Source organism: Bacillus cereus group sp. BfR-BA-01381 (assembly GCF_022663555.1).
Lineage (GTDB): Bacteria > Bacillota > Bacilli > Bacillales > Bacillaceae_G > Bacillus_A > Bacillus_A pacificus.
The window spans coordinates 1-17,631 of record NZ_JAKUFR010000091.1; the positions used below are offsets into that span (position 1 = coordinate 1).

The following is a 17,631-nucleotide window of genomic DNA, read 5'->3' on the forward strand; positions in this document are numbered from 1 at the left end:
CAGGTTCAAATCCTGTCCCCGCAACCAAATGGTCCCGTGGTGTAGTGGTTAACATGCCTGCCTGTCACGCAGGAGATCGCCGGTTCGACCCCGGTCGGGACCGCCATTTTATATAAAGAAAAGAACGAAACATGTTGTTTCGTATTTTTTTATTTGTTTTAACAAAAAACTAATAAAGACAGTCAAACTATCCTTAGGAAAACTCCTAAGGACTTTTTTATATATTCAAAACCTGTATAATAAAGAGCAGAGAACATTGTGAGTAAAGTAGGTGAAGTCTGTGAGTAAATATGAAATAACAACAAAATCATCTGAGGAAACACAAAGATTATCAGAAAAACTTGGTGAACTTGCTCAGGCACAAGATGTAATTATTTTAGAAGGAGATCTAGGGGCTGGTAAGACGACTTTTACAAAGGGACTAGCAAAAGGTCTTGGAGTGAAAAGAGTTGTAAATAGCCCTACCTTTAATATTATTAAAGAATATAAAGGGAGATTACCGCTATATCATATGGACGTGTATCGCTTAGCAGAAAGTGAAGAAGACTTAGGTTTTGATGAGTATTTCTATGGTGAAGGAATTACGGTAGTAGAATGGGCTCATTTAATAGAAGCATATTTACCAAATGAGAAGCTACAAATTAGTTTATTCCATGCTGGAGATGACACAAGAAACATTGTACTCGAGCCGATTGGAGATCGCTATATTAGATTATGTGAGGAGCTATTACAAGATGAAAGTACTAGCAATTGATACTTCAAATTATGTAATGGGTGTATCCCTTATTGAAGAAGGAAACGTAATTGGGGAAATCATTACAAATTTAACAAAAAATCATTCTGTGCGTCTTATGCCAGCTGTAGAACAACTGTTAAAAGAATGCGGTGTAAAACCAAAAGAATTAACTAAAATAGTTGTAGCTGCTGGACCAGGATCATATACAGGTGTTCGTATAGGTGTGACAGCTGCCAAAACATTAGCTTGGTCACTTCAAATACCAATTGTAGGTGTATCAAGTTTAGAAGTAGTGGCTGCAAACGGAGCTAATTTTGATGGATTAATCTGTCCTTTATTCGATGGAAGACGTGGACAAATTTATACTGGCTTATATACATATGAAGGAGAGGATTTAACTTCTATAGAGGAAGACCGAATCATCCTTATTGTAGACTGGTTGCAAATGTTAAAAGATAAAGGAAAGCCTGTTTTATTTATTGGTAACGATGTGAAACTACACAAAGAAACAATTATCGAACATTTAGGCGATCAAGCTGTCTTTGCTCCTTTCACTAAAAATAACCCAAGACCAAGTGAGCTAGCGTTCTTAGGATTACAAAAAGAAGAACAAGATGTACATTCATTTGTTCCTAGTTACCTTCGTTTAGCTGAAGCTGAAACAAAGTGGTTAGAAAGTCAAAATAAGTAGGAGCTTGCAGAGAATGGATATGATATTTAGAAAGATGGAACTCGATGATATTGCTCAAATTGTAGCTATTGAAGAAGCATCTTTTTCAACTCCTTGGACTGCAGATGCCTTTCACCGTGAGTTAACGATGAATGAACATGCACATTATGTTGTGCTAGAAAAAGATGGTCGTGTAATTGGGTATTGTGGATTGTGGATAATTATTGATGAATCACATATAACAAATATAGCTATTTTGCCAGAATACAGAGGTCAAAAGCTAGGAGATGCTTTATTAAAAGAAGTTATTTCCGAGGCGAAAACTCTAGGTGTAAAAACGATGACACTTGAAGTACGTGTATCAAATGAAGTAGCAAAACAGTTATACAGAAAATACGGATTTCAAAATGGTGGAATTCGTAAACGATACTATGCAGACAATCAGGAAGATGGTCTCGTAATGTGGGTGAATATATAATGGAAAAAAATACGATTATACTTGGTATTGAAACAAGTTGTGATGAAACAGCAGTAGCGGTTGTTAAAAATGGAACGGAAATTATTGCGAATGTTGTTGCATCACAAATTGAAAGTCATAAACGTTTTGGCGGAGTTGTACCAGAGATTGCATCCCGTCATCATGTAGAAGAAATTACAGTTGTATTAGAGGAAGCTTTAAAAGAAGCGAATATCACATTTGATGATATTGATGCAATTGCTGTAACAGAAGGACCTGGTTTAGTAGGAGCGCTTCTAATAGGGGTGAACGCAGCGAAAGCAGTGGCATTTGCACATGATATCCCCCTAGTTGGTGTTCATCATATCGCTGGCCACATTTATGCGAACCGTTTAGTAAAAGAAGTTCAATTCCCATTACTATCCCTTGTTGTCTCTGGTGGACATACAGAGCTTGTTTATATGAAAGAACATGGTTCATTTGAAGTAATTGGTGAAACGCGAGATGATGCAGCAGGAGAGGCATATGATAAAGTAGCTCGTACGTTATCTATGCCATATCCAGGTGGTCCTCATATTGATCGACTTGCACATGAAGGAGAACCAACAATTGATTTACCTCGTGCATGGCTAGAACCTGATTCGTATGATTTCAGTTTTAGCGGATTGAAATCAGCAGTTATCAACACTGTGCATAACGCAAAACAACGCGGGATAGAAATTGCACCGGAAGATTTAGCAGCAAGTTTCCAAGAGAGTGTAATTGACGTATTAGTAACGAAAGCATCTCGTGCGGCGGATGCTTATAACGTAAAGCAAGTGCTTCTTGCTGGTGGAGTAGCTGCGAATAAAGGACTTCGTGCACGTTTAGAAGCAGAATTTGCACAAAAAGAAAATGTCGAACTAATTATTCCTCCTCTATCTTTATGTACAGATAATGCAGCTATGATTGCGGCGGCAGGTACAATTGCGTATGAACAAGGAAAACGTGCTACATTAGCTTTAAATGCAAATCCAGGATTAGATATTGAAGCATAGTTATGCACAAAATTAACCACAGCTTGTGGATAAAACCCATATTATCTGTTGATAATGTGGGTTTTATTGTGTATATAAAATGTTGATAACTTTTTCTTTGATTGTGGATAATGTGGAAAAGTTATTTAGATGTTTATTTTATAAAGGTGGATATGTGTATAAACTTGTGGATAAAATAGATGAAGTCTGACCTTTGAACCTATCCTTTTTCGGGAAATAAAAACGAAGAAGGTATCTCTAAAAAACATTTTGAAATATGCCCTTATTATAACGGGGGCTAATATTGTCAAACCTTGTCGGCAAATCGATATCTCGTGTCGAATCGTTTATGCAATAGAGGTTGACCATGGCTAGAAGATAAAAAGGATGTCCCATCGTCAAAAATCCCGACTGATGAGACATCCTTCTTATTCATACTCTTATAAATGCAATTCTTCCCATTCTGCCATACAAGCATCAAGTTGTTCTTGTAGTGTTTGCTTTTTCGTTGTAATTTCACTAGCCTTTTCATAATCTGCATATATTTCTGGTAAGCAAAGTTGATCTTCTAACGTAGCAATTTCTTCTTCAAATTGTACAATATTTTGTTCTAGTTCCTCAATTTTTCGAGTACGTTGACGCTCCAACTTTTTGCGCTCTTTTTCTTCGAGATAATTTAATTTTTCTGGAGCTACAGTTTTTTGAACAGGTGTCTGATTTTCTTGCTGTTCTTGTTGTTCAAATTCAGCACGTTCAATCATCTCATTTTTCTTTTCAACGTAGTAATCATAGTCCCCTAAATATTCCTGTGCACCTTCTGTTGATAACTCAACAACGGTCGTCGTTACACGATTAATAAAGTAGCGGTCATGAGATACAAAGAGAAGGGTACCAGGATAATCAATCAAAGCATTCTCCAAAATCTCTTTACTATTTAAATCAAGATGGTTTGTAGGCTCATCGAGAATTAATAAATTCGATTTTTGCATCATAAGTTTTGCGAGAGCTAACCGAGCTTTTTGTCCACCACTAAGAGATGATACTGGTTTTAGTACATCATCTCCTGTGAATAAGAAGTTGCCTAGTATCGTGCGAATTTCTTTTTCAGGTTGCAGTGGATATTCATCCCATAACTCATTTAAAACGCGCTTAGAAGATGTTAAATTGGCTTGTTCTTGATCATAGTAACCAACAGATACATTGGATCCGAAAGAAACATCACCATGTAGTAGTGGTAACTTATTCACAATTGATTTTAATAATGTGGATTTCCCAATTCCATTTGGACCAACTAAAGCAACGCTATCTCCGCGAGTTAAGCGCATTGTTACATGTTCAATAATTGGATCCTTATCATAGCCGATAGTTGCATCCTTTACTTGTAACACATCATTTCCGCTTTGTTTTTCGATATCGAAGTGGAAGGAAGCTGACTTAGAGTCACCTAATGGTCTTGTTAATAGTTCCATACGGTCTAATTGTTTACGACGGCTTTGTGCACGTTTTGTCGTAGATGCACGAGCTATATTTTTTTGAACGAAGTCCTCTAGCTTAGCGATTTCATCTTGTTGTTTTTCATAACGTTTCATTTCTTGCTCGTATAGTGCTGATTTTAAGTCTAAATATTTACTGTAGTTACCAACAAATCGTCTACTTTCTTTATTCGAAATTTCATATACTTGTGTAACAAGTTTATCTAAGAAATAACGGTCATGGGAAACGATTAATATTGCGCCAGGATAACCTTGTAAATATTGTTCAAGCCATGTTAATGTTTCGATGTCTAAATGGTTTGTAGGCTCGTCCAAAATAAGTAGGTCTGGTTTCGTTAATAATAATTTACCGAGAGCTAATCGTGTTTTTTGTCCACCGCTTAATGTGGAAATCGTTGTCTGGTGCGTTTCAACTGGGAAGCCAAGACCGCTTAAAATCGAACGGATATCTGCTTCGTACTGATAGCCACCTTGATCTTTATAATCTAATTGTAATTGGTCATAATCAGCTAATAATCTTTCATATATAGCCTCGTTTGAAAAGTTTTCTTCTTTTCCCATCTCTTGCTCTAGCCTTCGAAGTTTTGTCTCCATTTGCTGCAAGTGTGTAAAGACGGTTAGCATTTCATCCCAAATTGTTAAAGACGTTTCTAAACCAGTATTTTGAGCTAAATATCCGATTGAGACATCTTTCGGTTTTATAATTTCGCCACTATCATGAGATAGCTCACCCGCTATTATTTTTAATAATGTAGATTTTCCGGCTCCATTTCGTCCGACTAATGCGATACGATCTTTCGTTTGAACTTCTAATTTTATGTTTGCAAGAATCGTTTCTGCACCGTATAATTTCGAAAGCGCGTTTACTTGTAATAAAATCAATGTTTTCACCTCAAATAATTTCTTAACTTTGCCATGTTTATATTTCTCAATCATACTAAAAATAGTGTATAGTTTAAAATACAGAGAGAATACTTCTTCTTTCTATTATACAAGGAATTTAATAAGTGCTAAACTTCTGTATTTGATTAAAGCATATGAATAAAGATAGGAAGAGAGGAGAGGTTATATGGAGCAGCAGAAAATTCCACAAGCCACTGCTAAGAGATTGCCTCTATACTATCGATTTATCCAAAACTTATCTCTTTCTGGTAAGCAACGTGTTTCATCAGCTGAATTAAGTGAAGCGGTAAAGGTTGATTCCGCAACAATTCGAAGAGATTTCTCATACTTTGGAGCGTTAGGGAAAAAAGGATATGGATATAATGTAAATTATTTATTATCATTTTTCCGTGAAACACTCGACCAAGATGATATAACACGTGTAGCGCTTATTGGAGTAGGTAATTTAGGGACCGCTTTCTTACATTATAATTTCACGAAAAACAATAATACAAAGATTGAAATGGCATTTGATGTTAGTGAAGAGAAAGTTGGAACAGAAATCGGAGGCATTCCTGTATATCACTTAGATGAATTAGAAGAACGTTTATCAACTGATATACAAGTGGCAATATTAACAGTACCCGCTACAGTAGCGCAATCTGTAGCCGATAGATTGGCAGAAACAAACGTGCATGGTATTTTGAATTTCACACCAGCGCGCTTAAATGTGTCAGAAAATATAAGAATTCATCATATTGATTTAGCAGTAGAGTTACAAACATTAGTTTACTTTTTGAAGAATTATCCACAATAAAACGCAGAGGAAGCGACCTCTGCGTTTTATTATTGTTTTTTCTTTGTGAATTTAACTAAGATAAGGCGAAGTGCCAAATTAAAATCAATCGTTGCCATAACTGCAAATAGTATTGTCCACATATTCCAAATTGTATCTGTTACGTTCGTAATGGCGAAACGTGTAAAGATACATCCTAGAAGGAAGTACAATGCAGCCATGAACAATGGTGAGTTTCTCATACTAAAAATCCTCCGATAAAGCCTTGCATTTTTTCAGCTTCTTTAATCATTTCCTGAATTTGTTCGTTACTCACTAAAACTTGGGCAATTGCAACTAATGTATTCATTGCAACATGAGCTGCAATGGGAACGATAATACGCTTCGTTTTTACATATAAGAAGGCGAATACGAGACCCATAGCAGTGTATACCAATAAGTGAGTAAAATCAAAATGAATCGCCGCAAATACAAGGGAACTAATGATAGCGGCAATAAAGAAGTTAAACTTCTTATAAAGTGTACCAAATAAAATTTTTCTAAATACGATTTCTTCCAAAATAGGTCCTATTATAGAGATGACGATAAGGAACCAAGGTGTCGTTCTTGCGATATCCATAAGCCTCGCTGTATTTTCAGATCCAGGTTTAATACCTAATATATACATTTCAATCATACCAGCAATACTTTGCGAGAAAAATGCTAAGAAGAACCCGATAAAAATCCAACCAATCGTAGCTGGAACAGTAGAACGCTTTGTATCTAAATGTCTGTCGCGAATATCTGTTCTAAGTAACCAAAGTACGATACATAATGCAATAAAGAAGCTAATGATTGCCCAGTGACCAGTTATGAGTTGAAATTTCTCTTCCCTAGTAAATCCCCTGTTATCATAAAGGCCAGTTTTCAGGAGAAGTGGTAATCCAGCAATTGATGATAACTGCATTAAGATGTATGTAACGATAACCCACCAATATTGTTTTTTCAAATGGTTTAACCATCCTTTCTAACTCTAGTGTATGAGATAAGGTAGGATAACATGTACATATGCTACCTACGATATAAACCTTACTTACATTATGATTTTTTTGTAAATCCTTATTCGAAATTATAATGGAAGACAGGAGAAAGTTGTGTGTGTAGCGAAAACAACTTAGGGTGTCCTTTCATATTGTAACATACGAGTAGTGGAAACAACGATTCATATGGTAAAGGTAGAAGAAGAGGAACTCTATATAGAAAAGTTTATAGCGTAATTTGCGAAAAAATTATGATTTTTTTACTTGCAAAAGAAATTGAGATTATTTATTATTATAAGTGTGTTAGCACTCGGGTGACCTGAGTGCTAATAAATAAAATTTACATAACAAAATGAGGAGGTTATTGTTCATGCTAAAGCCATTAGGTGATCGCGTTGTAATTGAGCTTGTTCAAGCGGAAGAAAAAACAGCAAGTGGTATTGTATTACCAGACACAGCAAAAGAAAAACCACAAGAGGGTAAAGTTATTGCAGTAGGTACTGGTCGAGTGCTTGAAAATGGTGAGCGTGTTGCTTTAGAGGTAGCAGCAGGTGATCTTATCATCTTCTCAAAATATGCAGGTACTGAAGTGAAATATGAAGGTACAGACTACTTGATTTTACGTGAAAGTGACATTTTAGCAGTTATCGGTTAATTATATAAATCTTAAAAAATCCAAGGGGGTCAATTATTATGGCAAAAGATATTAAATTTAGTGAAGAAGCACGTCGTTCGATGCTTCGCGGTGTCGACACTCTTGCAAACGCAGTAAAAGTAACGCTTGGACCAAAAGGTCGTAACGTTGTACTTGAGAAAAAATTCGGTTCACCACTTATTACAAATGATGGTGTAACAATCGCAAAAGAAATTGAATTAGAAGATGCATTCGAAAACATGGGTGCGAAATTAGTAGCAGAAGTTGCTAGCAAAACAAATGATGTAGCTGGTGACGGAACAACAACTGCAACTGTATTAGCACAAGCTATGATTCGTGAAGGTCTTAAAAACGTAACAGCTGGTGCGAACCCAATGGGCCTTCGTAAAGGTATCGAAAAAGCTGTAGTTGCTGCAGTAGAAGAATTAAAAACGATTTCTAAACCAATCGAAGGTAAATCTTCTATCGCACAAGTAGCTGCTATTTCTGCTGCTGACGAAGAGGTAGGTCAATTAATCGCTGAAGCAATGGAGCGCGTTGGTAACGACGGCGTTATTACTTTAGAAGAATCTAAAGGTTTCACAACAGAATTAGACGTAGTAGAAGGTATGCAATTTGATCGTGGATATGCATCTCCTTACATGATTACTGATTCTGACAAAATGGAAGCAGTTCTTGATAACCCATACATCTTAATCACTGACAAAAAGATTTCTAACATTCAAGAAATCTTACCAGTATTAGAGCAAGTGGTACAACAAGGTAAACCACTTCTTATCATTGCTGAAGATGTAGAAGGCGAAGCATTAGCTACATTAGTAGTGAACAAACTTCGTGGTACATTCAATGTAGTAGCTGTTAAAGCTCCTGGATTTGGTGACCGTCGTAAAGCAATGCTAGAAGATATCGCAATCTTAACTGGTGGCGAAGTAATCACTGAAGAATTAGGCCGTGACTTAAAATCTGCTACAGTTGAATCTTTAGGACGCGCTGGTAAAGTTGTTGTAACGAAAGAAAACACAACTGTAGTTGAAGGTGTAGGAAGCACAGAACAAATCGAAGCTCGCATCGGTCAAATCCGTGCGCAATTAGAAGAAACAACTTCTGAATTCGATCGTGAAAAATTACAAGAGCGTCTTGCAAAACTTGCAGGTGGCGTAGCAGTAATTAAAGTAGGTGCAGCAACTGAAACTGAGTTAAAAGAGCGCAAACTTCGCATTGAGGATGCACTTAACTCAACTCGTGCAGCAGTAGAAGAAGGTATCGTTGCAGGTGGTGGTACTTCACTTATGAACGTATACACAAAAGTAGCTTCTATCGTAGCTGAAGGCGATGAAGCAACAGGTATTAACATCGTACTTCGTGCACTAGAAGAGCCAGTTCGTCAAATCGCAATCAACGCTGGTCTAGAAGGATCTGTAGTTGTAGAGCGTCTAAAAGGCGAAAAAGTAGGCGTTGGTTTCAACGCAGCTACTGGCGAGTGGGTTAACATGCTTGAAACTGGTATCGTAGATCCAGCTAAAGTAACTCGCTCTGCACTTCAAAACGCAGCATCTGTTGCAGCTATGTTCTTAACAACTGAAGCTGTAGTAGCTGACAAACCAGAACCAAATGCACCAGCAATGCCTGACATGGGCGGCATGGGCATGGGCGGTATGGGCGGAATGATGTAATAAGCATCACTCTGTGAAGCTGTGCAATCTATAAATAGTTAATTAGTAGAAGGCTACTTCCTTGATGAAAGGAGGTAGCCTTTTTTGTGTTGGTAAAGATTGCATTCCGGGAATTTCTGGAAAACTGTAAGTTAATGAAACGAAACCTCAAATGTTTAATGTGTTTAGGGAATTTGATAAGATTGCAGAAGAACTAATGCATGCTGCTGAAAAGTTTCGTAATGCTGATGAACGTTATGATGGTAATTTAGTTGATAGAAGTTTATCTAATGAAAAGATAGAAGCAGGAGCAATGGGCGACAAGCCTTCTGAAAAGTCTATGCTGAGAAAAATTTGGGATGGTATATATGTTGGCTCTGGGAAAGTTATTGGGGAGATTGTAGAAGGATTTGATTCATTAGACGATACAGTAACAAAGGAAAATATTAAGTATGCTATAGGTCACCCTATAGAGACAGTTTCTACCGCTTGGAATACTGTTTCGGATTCATTTATGAATGATTTTTGGTATGGTGATGCGGAAAGTCGTACAAAATGGGGCACAAGTATTTTTATGGGACTTGGATTGGGGATAAAGGAATAAGTAGAGTAGGGAAAGTAACTACATTAGGGACAAAAGCAGAACAGAGTATTGCTCATTTTTCAAATAAATTACAAATGAGAGACCCCTTTGCTTATGCGGGTGATTTTAGAGATGTTCCAAAAACTTCTTTTAATTCTTTAGAAGAAGCACGAAATACATTTATGTTTGCTAATCCTGGTAATTTAAATACACCTAGATTCCAAGAATACATTAGCCAAGTAGAAGAAATTACAAATAGGAAAATCCCTGAAAAACAGAGGGAGTTACTACAAGAACACATAGAAAATAATAGTTATGAACGATTAAGCAAAGAAGAAGTTGCAAAAAGAAGAAGTGAATTTGCTAGATTAAAAGATGATTTAAGAGAAGAGTGGGAACTGGAGACTAACCAAAAATGGCCTACTTATGAAGAAGAAATCCTTTCTAGAAGAGGAATACCACTAAGGCATGTAGATGACCCGTATGATGCACATCATTTTATTGAAAATGCACACGGTGGAGAACATGAGTGGTGGAATATACACCCAGCTAAATTTCCTACTGAACATCAAGGTGGGATTCATGGCAAGGAAGGTATTTCAAAAGAGATTTTTAAGAAAAAGTAAATAACGGAGGTATTAACGCTATGTTTAACTTTTTGAAAAAATATGTTGTAGCAGACAGAAGTGTACGTTCTAAACAAAAACCTATTTTTTATCCTATATATCAAGAAGAGATAGATGAAGCAGAAAGCTTATTACAAATGAAACTCCCAAAAGAACTGCAACGTTTTTATCAAGAAATAGGTTGTGGTTTTTTAAAGTCCGATAAAAGAATGTTTTTCAACAGGTTTATGGACCCGATTTCAGTTGCGGATTTTCGCTTAAGACAGGATATTTACGAATATAATCCAAACCTAGATGATGTAGATGATGATGAATCATTAGTATTTTTCGAAGCAACAGAACTTAACTTTTTAACAATTAAATTTAAAGAGGAAAATGAATTAGGTCAATGTCCTATTTACTCTGAAGATGAGAAAATAGCGGATTCTTTAGAAGAATTTTTAATTAAAATGGACGAAAACCCTGATTATTATATTTAATCTTATTAATAATTGCTGTAAGGATTAGAACTTGAAAAATAGCTAATCGTGAATAACAAAAAGCTTATGTATAACTTGCATAGGCTTTTATAGTGTTTATTAACTCTTTTGTTTGAGTGTATTTATGCCAGCGTAAGAGCTAGAACAGGTTGATGAAATATAGGTAAAAAAATAGGAAGAAACTGATGATACGACTTTAGCTGTAGTAGCTGACAAACTAGGACCAATTACAACGGTAATGCCTGGCATGGGCGGGATGATGTAATTCTTTTCTAAAAAATGTCCATTTCTATATAGAAATGGACATTTTTTAGAAAAGGAAATGAATTTCTGTAGAATTTTGTCGCTTTCTCTCTTGACCATACCGACACTTCATTGTTAGAATCTAGGAAGATAATATAAAACGATCCTTCATATATCCTCAAAGATAAGGTTTGAGAGTCTCTACCGGGTTACCGTAAACAACCTGACTATGAAGGCAGTGTGTCTTATATTTATAAAGAGCGGAAGACTATCTTTCTTTATAAAGCCAGACCCCTGCCTTTTCTTTGTTATGAGACTAGAGGCGGAGGACTGGCTTTTTTTATTATATTGGTAATGCTTTTCGCCAAATTGGTGAAAATATTTATATACGAGAACTAACGTTGGGGTGATTATTTTGAAGAAGCAACACGATACAATTATCGTTTTAGATTTTGGAAGTCAATACAATCAGTTAATAGCACGTCGAATTCGTGAGTTCGGTGTATACAGTGAGCTTCATCCACATACAATTACTGCGGAAGAAATTAAAGCAATGAATCCAAAAGGGATTATTTTCTCTGGTGGACCAAATAGTGTATACGGTGAAGGTGCATTACATTGTGATGAAAAAATCTTTGACCTAGGATTACCGATCTTCGGTATTTGTTACGGTATGCAACTTATGACGCAACAATTCGGTGGTACAGTAGAGCGTGCAAACCACCGTGAGTACGGAAAAGCTGTTCTGAAAGTAGAGAACGAATCAAAATTATATGCGAACCTTCCAGAAGAGCAAGTTGTATGGATGAGCCATGGCGACTTAGTAACTGGTTTACCTGAAGGATTCGTAGTAGACGCGACAAGTGAGTCTTGCCCAATTGCTGGTATGAGCAATGAAGCGAAAAACTTATACGGTGTACAATTCCACCCAGAAGTACGTCACTCTGAGCACGGTAACGATTTAATTAAAAACTTCGTATTCGGCGTATGTGGCTGTTCTGAAGGATGGAACATGGAGAACTTTATTGAAGTAGAACTAGAGAAAATCCGTGAAACTGTTGGAGACAAAAAAGTACTATGTGCACTTAGCGGCGGTGTAGACTCTTCTGTTGTAGCAGTATTAATTCATAAAGCAATCGGCGATCAGTTAACATGTATTTTCGTTGACCATGGTTTACTTCGTAAAGGCGAAGCAGAAGGTGTTATGAAAACATTTAGTGAAGGCTTCCACATGAACGTTATTAAAGTGGATGCAAAAGAACGCTTCATGAACAAGTTAAAAGGTGTAGAAGATCCAGAACAAAAACGTAAAATTATCGGTAATGAATTCATTTACGTATTTGATGATGAAGCTTCTAAATTAGAAGGAATGGACTTCTTAGCACAAGGTACACTGTACACAGATATCGTTGAAAGTGGTACAGCAACTGCACAAACAATTAAATCTCACCATAACGTTGGTGGACTTCCAGAAGACATGCAGTTCAAATTAATTGAGCCTTTAAACACGTTATTTAAAGATGAAGTACGTGTATTAGGATCTGAACTAGGAATTCCTGATGAAATCGTATGGCGTCAACCATTCCCAGGACCGGGTCTTGGTATTCGTGTATTAGGTGAAATCACAGAAGAGAAATTAGAAATCGTTCGTGAATCTGATGCGATTTTACGTGAAGAAATTATTAAAGCGGGCTTAGACCGTGAAATTTGGCAATACTTCACTGCACTTCCTGGCATGCGTAGCGTAGGTGTTATGGGTGACGAGCGTACTTACGATTACACAGTAGGTATCCGTGCAGTAACATCTATCGACGGTATGACAGCTGACTGGGCACGTATCCCTTGGGATGTATTAGAGAAAATCTCTGTACGTATCGTAAACGAAGTAAAACACGTTAACCGTATCGTGTATGATGTAACGAGTAAGCCACCAGCAACGATTGAGTGGGAATAGTATTTATAAAAAGATCCATCTATTGCTTATGCATAGATGGATCTTTTTGTTTTAGTGTTAATACGAACGAAAATATAAAAATTTATAAAATTGTTCGTTTTTAAATTGACAAAACTACTTCGTCAAGTTAATATGAGTATGTAATTCAAACGAAAAGTGAATATTATGCCGTCGTATAATATCGGGGATATGGCCCGAAAGTTTCTACCTAGCTACCGTAAATGGCTTGACTACGAGGCGTTTTTATAAAGGTGAGGGGAATCTTATCTTTATTCATAGAACGCTTCCATGTATATGCAATGGAAGCCTTTTTTATTTTTAATAGATAAAAGAGGGCTAGGAGATTACGGCGAGTAATCATATAACGGGGGAAACGTAAGATGAAACGCTATTTTCAGTTTGATGAACTCGGCACGAATTATAAAACAGAGTTCATAGCAGGTTTAACGACATTTTTATCTATGGCTTATGTACTATTTGTCAATCCTGCTACGCTGTCACTTGGAAATGTTAAAGGGTTACCGGCAGGTACAGGAATGGATCCAGGTGCAGTATTCGTTGCTACAGCATTAGCAGCAGCGATCGGTTCGTTAATTATGGGGATTTTCGCGAAGTATCCGATTGCTTTGGCGCCGGGTATGGGAATTAACGCGTTCTTTGCTTATACAGCAGTGTTAACGATGGGTATTCCGTGGCAAACAGCAATTGCTGGAACGTTAATGTCAGGTATTATCTTTATTATTCTTACTGCTTCAGGTATTCGTGAAAAAATCATTAATGCAATTCCATCAGAGTTAAAGTTTGCAGTAGCGGCAGGTATTGGATTGTTCATTGCTTTTCTTGGATTCCAAAATGCCGGAATTATCGTGAAAAATGATGCTGTTCTTGTTGGGTTGGGGGACTTAACAAAGGGCACAACGTTGCTAGCTATCTTCGGAGTAGTTGCGACAATTATCTTCATGATTAAGAAAGTTAATGGTGCAGTATTTTACGGTATGATTCTTACAGCAATCTTAGGAGTAGCAACAGGACTAATTGATACTCCGAAAGCAGTAGTGGGAGCAATACCGAGTCTAGAACCGACGTTCGGTGCGGCGTTAACGCACTTTGGAGATATTTTCACTGTTCAAATGGGGATTGTTATTATAACGTTCTTCTTTATCGATTTCTTTGATACAGCAGGTACGCTTGTAGCGGTTGCGAATCAAGCAGGATTAATGAAGAACAATAAATTACCACGTGCAGGAAAAGCGTTATTCGCAGATGCGATTGCAACTGTAATTGGTGCGATCTTAGGTACATCAACAACAACGTCTTACATTGAATCTTCTGCAGGGGTAGCGGCAGGTGGACGTTCTGGATTTACAGCAGTTGTAACAGCAGGATTCTTCTTACTGGCACTATTCTTCTCGCCATTACTAAGTGTTGTAACACCAGCTGTAACGGCACCAGCATTAATTATTGTAGGAATCTTGATGGTTTCTTCCTTAGGGGAAATTGATTGGAAGAAATTCGAGATTGCAGTACCAGCATTCTTTACAATTATCTCAATGCCACTTACGTATAGTATCGCAACAGGAATTGCAATCGGGTTTATCTTCTATCCAATTACAATGGTAGTAAGTGGTCGACGTAAAGAGATTCATCCGATTATGTATGTTATGGGTGTTTTATTCGTACTATATTTCATCTACGTTCGTAAATAAAAGGGGTTTTTGAAAGGTCTAGACTTAAGGGGAGTCTAGACCTTTTTTGCGTCTTCAGAAAATCTTAAGGATTTCCGAGCGTTTTTCTTCAGAAGTTTTCCTATAATAGAAGTTAGGGATTAAAAAAGTGATGGGGGAGATATTGTGGCCAATGAAACAATACTTGTCGTAGATGATGAAAAAGAAATTAGGAATCTTATTACAATCTATTTAAAGAATGAAGGATATAAAGTATTGCAAGCAGGGGACGGCGAAGAAGGATTACGTTTACTAGAAGAAAATGAAGTACATCTAGTCGTATTAGATATTATGATGCCGAAAGTAGACGGCATTCATATGTGTATGAAAGTAAGGGAAGAAAAAGAAATGCCAATTATTATGCTTTCCGCGAAAACGCAAGATATGGATAAGATTTTAGGGTTAACAACGGGTGCGGATGATTACGTAACGAAACCATTTAATCCGTTAGAGTTAATCGCAAGGATTAAATCTCAGTTACGCCGTTATATGAAAATGAATGGTTTTTCTATTCAAAATGAGGACGAGCTAGAAATTGGAGAGATGAAAATCAACATCTCGACCCATAAAGTTATTGTAGAGGGAGAAGAAGTGAAACTGACCCCAAGGGAATTTTCGATTCTAGAATTACTAGCCCGTAATCCCGGTATGGTCTTTAGCGCAGAGCAAATTTATGAAAAGGTTTGGAACGAACGATCTTTTCAGTCAGATAATACTGTAATGGTGCATATTCGAAAAGTACGTGAAAAGATTGAGGAGAATCCAAGGAAGCCTAGATATATAAAAACAGTATGGGGAGTGGGGTATAAGATTGAAAAAGATATTTAATCCATTTACTTATATAAGGAAAATAAGACAATTAATTGAGAAATTAGTAAAGAGCGTACGAAAGAGTATAAGAATTCAACTGATTACTACTTTCGCTGCTTGTGCGTTATTAGGAGTTTTTTTTGCAAAGGGAGCTGCACCATTTTTTGAGAATGCGAATCGTAAAGCGACTGTCGATTATCGGTCTGGTATGCAACAAATTAATTATCAAGCTCAAAGAGCAGCAAATAGTTCGGTGCATGAAAATAAATTAGAAGCTATATCCAATATGATCGAAACGGAGAATCAAAATTTAGAGCGAGGAAATAGAGCTTTAAAAATATTGGTTACTGACGAAAGTGGTAAAGTTGTATATAAAACGAAGCAGGCACAAGAAGAGCAAATCGATCTGCATAATACGATTCGTAATGCAGCATCATTTGCGATTAACTATTCAAATGGTCAAGATATATTTGAAAATACGAGAAAAGAATTTATAGCTTTTTCACCTATTACAATAGAAGATAAGAATTTATATATGTTCGTTAGTGGAATTCCGGATGGTGTAGTAATGTATGATACGCAAGAAGGCCCATTCCCATTTTTAATTGGTGTACTCGTGTTCATCTTCTCTTTCTTCTATATAACAAAAAGAAAGATGAAACAAATTGAAGCGATGGCAGAAGGTGTAAAGGAAATAGAAAAAGGCAACTTAGCGTACCGTATTGAGAAGAAAGGTGAAGATGAGATTGCGTCTTTAACTGAGAATATTAATAATATGGCGGAAGAGCTTATGAATAATATAGAAAAGGAACGTAGATTAGAGAAGCAAAAGAATGAGCTTATTACGAATGTATCTCACGATTTACGTACACCACTGACTTCTATTATGGGTTACTTGCGATTACTTCGAGATTCTAAATATGAAAATAAAGAACAACATGATGAGTATACAAGAATTGCTTTTGCTAAATCGGAGCAGTTAAAGAATTTAATAGAAGATTTATTTGAGTATACGAAGTTAACGAATGAACAAGTTATATTAGAAAAACAAGAAGTATGTATAAATGAGTTATTGGAGCAATTAATAGAAGAGTTAGTACCGCAGGCGGAAGAGCATGGACTTACGTTCGTTAAGAAGTTTCCTGAAGAACGTGCCTATGCAGCGATTGATTCGGAAAAGATGGTTCGTGTATTTGATAATTTATTAATGAACGCGATTAAGTATAGTAAAGATGATGGGGAGATAAAAGTTTCCCTTCAAAGGCAGCGCCGGGATATACAAATTGTAATTGCGAATCATAGTGAAGCGTTTACGAGAGAAGAGTTAGCGAGTTTGTTTGAACGTTTTTATAAGAAAGATCAATCTAGAAGTAGAGTAACAGAAGGATCGGGTCTTGGATTGGCGATTGCGAAAAGTATTGTTGAATTACAAGGTGGTAGTATTCGAGCTGAATATGAGGATGGTGTTATTCAGTTTATCGTCTCGTTACCAATTATAGAAAGATAATAAACGAATAGAGTGGTATATGATAAAAAAGGCTTATTTTAAAAGAAATAAGCCTTTTTATATTTTTTTAGAAAAACATATTGACGATTAGAGATTAGAGGTGTAATATAGAACAAGTCGCCGATGACAATAACGTCGAAAGCGACAAACGAAATAAAAAACTTAGTTGACATTAACTAACGAAGATGTTAACATAAGGAAGTCGCAAATGAGCGGCTAAGTAGTTCTTTGAAAACTGAACGAAACAAACAACGTGAAACGTCAATTTTTATTTTAGATGCTAGACAAACTAACTTTATTGGAGAGTTTGATCCTGGCTCAGGATGAAC

General features: G+C 36.6%; 15 protein-coding genes, 1 tRNA gene, 1 pseudogene and 2 riboswitches. Of the genes and pseudogenes, 14 read left to right on the plus strand and 3 right to left on the minus strand.

Annotated elements, in window-relative coordinates; all coding sequences use genetic code 11:
- The first annotated feature begins 30 nt into the window (after positions 1-30).
- From MR079_RS23290 to tsaD, 5 genes are all read left to right on the plus strand, one after another.
- Positions 31-106, plus strand: a tRNA-Asp gene (locus MR079_RS23290).
- 174 nt (positions 107-280) lie between these two features.
- Positions 281-754 carry a tRNA (adenosine(37)-N6)-threonylcarbamoyltransferase complex ATPase subunit type 1 TsaE gene (gene tsaE, locus MR079_RS23295; RefSeq protein ID WP_000049631.1) on the plus strand — a complete coding sequence of 158 codons (474 nt, stop codon included), beginning with the start codon at positions 281-283 and terminating at the stop codon, positions 752-754.
- Complete coding sequence (gene tsaB / locus MR079_RS23300; protein WP_001975528.1) at positions 735-1,427, plus strand: tRNA (adenosine(37)-N6)-threonylcarbamoyltransferase complex dimerization subunit type 1 TsaB; 693 nt, start codon at positions 735-737, stop codon at positions 1,425-1,427. The genes tsaE and tsaB overlap by 20 nt, the downstream gene beginning before the upstream one ends.
- 13 nt (positions 1,428-1,440) lie before the next feature.
- Entirely contained in the window at positions 1,441-1,884 is a 444-nt protein-coding gene (gene rimI, locus MR079_RS23305; protein ID WP_000367197.1) for a ribosomal protein S18-alanine N-acetyltransferase, read from the plus strand.
- A complete protein-coding gene (gene tsaD / locus MR079_RS23310) occupies positions 1,884-2,900 on the plus strand; it encodes a tRNA (adenosine(37)-N6)-threonylcarbamoyltransferase complex transferase subunit TsaD (RefSeq protein ID WP_000414588.1) in 1,017 nt (338 codons plus the stop codon). The genes rimI and tsaD overlap by 1 nt, the downstream gene beginning before the upstream one ends.
- A 419-nt stretch (positions 2,901-3,319) precedes the next feature.
- On the opposite strand, the gene MR079_RS23315 is transcribed toward tsaD, so the two are convergent.
- Complete coding sequence (locus MR079_RS23315) at positions 3,320-5,254, minus strand: ABC-F family ATP-binding cassette domain-containing protein (RefSeq protein ID WP_277933154.1); 1,935 nt, start codon at positions 5,252-5,254, stop codon at positions 3,320-3,322.
- A 187-nt stretch (positions 5,255-5,441) separates the two neighbouring features.
- Between MR079_RS23315 and MR079_RS23320 the strand changes: the two genes are divergently transcribed.
- Positions 5,442-6,071 (plus strand): redox-sensing transcriptional repressor Rex, encoded by a 630-nt coding sequence (locus MR079_RS23320; RefSeq protein WP_000437705.1) that lies wholly within the window; start codon positions 5,442-5,444, stop codon positions 6,069-6,071.
- Positions 6,072-6,100: 29 nt separating this feature from the next.
- On the opposite strand, the gene MR079_RS23325 is transcribed toward MR079_RS23320, so the two are convergent.
- Together MR079_RS23325 and MR079_RS23330 are read right to left on the minus strand one after the other, a co-directional pair.
- On the minus strand, positions 6,101-6,292 hold the full coding sequence (locus MR079_RS23325) for a YdiK family protein (protein WP_001246201.1): 192 nt from the start codon (positions 6,290-6,292) through the stop codon (positions 6,101-6,103).
- Positions 6,289-7,038: a CPBP family intramembrane glutamic endopeptidase gene (locus tag MR079_RS23330; RefSeq protein WP_242294723.1), complete on the minus strand. Its 750-nt coding sequence runs from the start codon at positions 7,036-7,038 to the stop codon at positions 6,289-6,291. Before MR079_RS23330 ends, MR079_RS23325 begins: the two co-directional genes overlap by 4 nt.
- Positions 7,039-7,439: 401 nt before the next feature.
- Between MR079_RS23330 and groES the strand changes: the two genes are divergently transcribed.
- From groES to ampS, 8 genes and pseudogenes are all read left to right on the plus strand, one after another.
- The gene (gene groES, locus MR079_RS23335; RefSeq protein WP_000917306.1) at positions 7,440-7,724 is read left to right on the plus strand and encodes a co-chaperone GroES; all 285 of its coding nucleotides are present in this window, start codon (positions 7,440-7,442) and stop codon (positions 7,722-7,724) included.
- Between the two features lie 38 nt (positions 7,725-7,762).
- Positions 7,763-9,397 carry a chaperonin GroEL gene (gene groL / locus MR079_RS23340; protein ID WP_001029999.1) on the plus strand — a complete coding sequence of 545 codons (1,635 nt, stop codon included), beginning with the start codon at positions 7,763-7,765 and terminating at the stop codon, positions 9,395-9,397.
- A gap of 151 nt (positions 9,398-9,548) precedes the next feature.
- Positions 9,549-10,585: pseudogene (locus MR079_RS23345) on the plus strand (hypothetical protein).
- A 20-nt stretch (positions 10,586-10,605) separates the two neighbouring features.
- Positions 10,606-11,064, plus strand: coding sequence for an SMI1/KNR4 family protein (locus MR079_RS23350; RefSeq protein ID WP_097952839.1), 459 nt, complete (start codon positions 10,606-10,608; stop codon positions 11,062-11,064).
- A 391-nt stretch (positions 11,065-11,455) separates the two neighbouring features.
- Positions 11,456-11,557, plus strand: a riboswitch (purine riboswitch).
- 165 nt (positions 11,558-11,722) lie between these two features.
- Positions 11,723-13,261, plus strand: coding sequence for a glutamine-hydrolyzing GMP synthase (gene guaA, locus MR079_RS23355; protein ID WP_000743900.1), 1,539 nt, complete (start codon positions 11,723-11,725; stop codon positions 13,259-13,261).
- Positions 13,262-13,412: 151 nt separating this feature from the next.
- A riboswitch (purine riboswitch) is annotated at positions 13,413-13,514 on the plus strand.
- Positions 13,515-13,641: 127 nt separating this feature from the next.
- Positions 13,642-14,967 (plus strand): NCS2 family permease, encoded by a 1,326-nt coding sequence (locus MR079_RS23360; protein WP_242294725.1) that lies wholly within the window; start codon positions 13,642-13,644, stop codon positions 14,965-14,967.
- A 144-nt stretch (positions 14,968-15,111) separates the two neighbouring features.
- Positions 15,112-15,813 (plus strand): response regulator transcription factor, encoded by a 702-nt coding sequence (locus MR079_RS23365; protein ID WP_001262954.1) that lies wholly within the window; start codon positions 15,112-15,114, stop codon positions 15,811-15,813.
- Complete coding sequence (gene ampS, locus MR079_RS23370) at positions 15,797-17,302, plus strand: aminopeptidase AmpS (protein WP_016716306.1); 1,506 nt, start codon at positions 15,797-15,799, stop codon at positions 17,300-17,302. The genes MR079_RS23365 and ampS overlap by 17 nt, the downstream gene beginning before the upstream one ends.
- Positions 17,303-17,631: the final 329 nt, after the last annotated feature.

Bases quoted from the DNA above. Each gene is read 5' to 3' on its own strand.
- tsaB (WP_001975528.1), top strand. From the start codon at position 735: ATGAAAGTACTAGCAATTGATACTTCAAATTATGTAATGGGTGTATCC.
- rimI (WP_000367197.1), top strand. From the start codon at position 1,441: ATGGATATGATATTTAGAAAGATGGAACTCGATGATATTGCTCAAATT.
- tsaD (WP_000414588.1), top strand. From the start codon at position 1,884: ATGGAAAAAAATACGATTATACTTGGTATTGAAACAAGTTGTGATGAA.
- MR079_RS23320 (WP_000437705.1), top strand. From the start codon at position 5,442: ATGGAGCAGCAGAAAATTCCACAAGCCACTGCTAAGAGATTGCCTCTA.
- MR079_RS23325 (WP_001246201.1), bottom strand. From the start codon at position 6,292: ATGAGAAACTCACCATTGTTCATGGCTGCATTGTACTTCCTTCTAGGA.
- groES (WP_000917306.1), top strand. From the start codon at position 7,440: ATGCTAAAGCCATTAGGTGATCGCGTTGTAATTGAGCTTGTTCAAGCG.
- groL (WP_001029999.1), top strand. From the start codon at position 7,763: ATGGCAAAAGATATTAAATTTAGTGAAGAAGCACGTCGTTCGATGCTT.
- MR079_RS23350 (WP_097952839.1), top strand. From the start codon at position 10,606: ATGTTTAACTTTTTGAAAAAATATGTTGTAGCAGACAGAAGTGTACGT.
- MR079_RS23360 (WP_242294725.1), top strand. From the start codon at position 13,642: ATGAAACGCTATTTTCAGTTTGATGAACTCGGCACGAATTATAAAACA.